The organism is Roseateles sp. P5_E11, from assembly GCF_054049355.1.
In genome coordinates this window covers 1-2,171 of sequence record NZ_JBFUMO010000782.1, presented here as the reverse complement: position 1 = coordinate 2,171, position 2,171 = coordinate 1, and the positions used below count along the sequence as shown (strand labels likewise).

The window sequence follows — 2,171 nt, the reverse complement described above, 5'->3', positions numbered from 1 at the left end:
AGGGCATCTGGCGCCCCGCGGGGACCGACCACGTCGTCGACCTCGGCCTGCAGCAGGACAGCTACCAACTCAGCTACCTGACGTCCAACATCGCCGGCAACTACCTCGCTGACGGCCCCGGCGCGATGGCCGCCAATGTCCAGGGAAAAACCCGCCTGCAGGCCGCCTATGCACAGGACGCCTGGCTGCTGGCGCCCGACTGGAAGGCCGTGCTGGGCCTGCGCGCTGAAGCCTGGCAGGCCCACGACGGACGCACGGACTTCTCGGCCACGGCCGGCCAGGCCTATGCCGCGCGCAGCGAGAGCTTCCTGTCACCCAAGGCGGCCCTGTCCTGGCAGGCCACGGCCGACACCGTGCTCAAGGCCTCCGTCGGCCGGGCCGTTCGCATGCCCACCGTGGCCGAGCTGTATGGTGCCACGTCGACGACAAACTCGGCGTACATCAACGACCCCAACCTCAAGCCCGAGAAGTCCTGGACGGCCGAGCTGAGCGCTGAAGCCACCTGGGGACCGCTGCAGTCGCGCCTCACGCTGTTCGCCGAGACAACCCGCGATTCGCTGTACTCGCAGGCCCTCTTCGACCCGGCGGCCAACAGGAACGTCAGCCGCGTGCAGAACATCGACAAGATAGGCACGACCGGCCTCGAGGCCACGCTCGCCGCCAACGACTGGCTGCTCAAGGGCCTGGACCTGTCGGCCAGTGCGACCTACACCGACTCCAGGATCAAGGCCAACAGCGGCTTTGTCGCAACGCCGGGCGACACCCTGGGGCGTTGGCAGCCCAACATCCCGCGCTGGCGCGCCACCGCCCTGGCAGCCTGGCGCTTCGACGAGCACTGGAGCGCCAGCCTCGCGGCCCGCTACAGCGGCCGCCAGTACCGCACACTCAACAATGCCGACGTGAACGGCTTTGCTTACATGGGCGTCAGCAAATATGCGACGGCCGATCTGCGCGTGCTGTGGAAGATTGACCGCCAGTGGAGCGCCGCCGTCGGCATCGACAACCTGAACAACTATCAATACTGGAACTTCCACCCCTACCCGCAACGCAGCTACTCGGCCGAGCTGAAATTCGATCTATGAAGACATATCTCACCGCCACTCTGCTTGCCGTCGCCGGCACCGCCCAGGCCCACATCACGCTGGAGCAGCCCGAGGCCCCGGCCGGCAGCAGCTACCGCGCCGTCTTCAAGGTCGGGCACGGCTGCGAGGGCGGCGCGGCGACGAAGGAAATCGTCGTCACCCTGCCGGAGGGCTTGCGCGGCGCCAAGCCCATGTCCAAAGCCGGCTGGACGCTGACCACCAAGCAGCGGCCGCTGAAAGTCCCCTACGACAGCCATGGCAAGGCCGTCACCGACGAACTGGCCGAGGCACGCTGGGTGGCCAATGGCGAGGCCAACTACGTGCAGGACGCCTGGTACGAGGAGTTCGTGCTGCGTGTGTCCCTGCCAGCCGAGCCGGGCGAACTGGCCTTTGCCGTGCGCCAGGTCTGCACCCAGGGCGAATGGAACTGGGCCGAGCTGCCGAGCGCCGCCAACCCCAAGCCGCGCGCACCGGCCGTCAGGTTGAAGGTGCTGCCCGCCCGTACCGAGGCTCACAGTCACTGAGCCGAAAAAGCCCGGTCGACCCCGGCTGATCGCGGCTTTGTTTTCAGATCACTGCGCCGATGATTCAGCCCGTCACCAGTGCATGGCCCCCGGCAACGTTGCGGCCCCTGGCGAGGCGGCACGCGAGCCGCCCGCGACCATGAAAGCACGAGATTCGGGCCCGACTGCGTCACCTCCCGGTGTCGCCCTGCCAGGCCACCTGCGCTGTGATCCACGCCGCAGCCCCACGCCCCTCCGGGGTGCGTCCCGGGCGGCGTGAAGCGCTCTTTCGCCCCGAACGGCCTTGGCCGCTCGGGGCTTTACTTTGCCTGCATGCAAACGCCACTCGGCGTGCGCGGCGGCCTTCTGGGAACTGACCGGTAGCATCGCCACCTGTTGCAGCAGCAGGAGTTCTTCATGACAGTGCTCGCTCGATTCTGCGCGGCACTGTGGTTTGCGGTGGGGGTGCAGGCTGCGGCAGCCGTCGAGGTCGTGCGCATTCCGCGCCCCGAGGTTCGGGAAGACCGCCGGTCGGTCTACGCCGATCAATTGCTGGCGCTGGCGTTGGCGCGCTGCGGCACCGAGT

2 protein-coding genes are annotated in these 2,171 nt (G+C 67.9%); both read left to right on the top strand.

Annotated features, from left to right (window positions below; all coding sequences use genetic code 11):
* A partial coding sequence (locus ACXJKR_RS30510; RefSeq protein ID WP_457326034.1) for a TonB-dependent receptor occupies positions 1-1,082 on the top strand: 1,082 nt, incomplete at its 5' end.
* Positions 1,079-1,606: a YcnI family copper-binding membrane protein gene (locus ACXJKR_RS30505; protein WP_457326033.1), complete on the top strand. Its 528-nt coding sequence runs from the start codon at positions 1,079-1,081 to the stop codon at positions 1,604-1,606. The genes ACXJKR_RS30510 and ACXJKR_RS30505, both read left to right, overlap by 4 nt.
* The last annotated feature ends 565 nt before the right edge of the window (positions 1,607-2,171 follow it).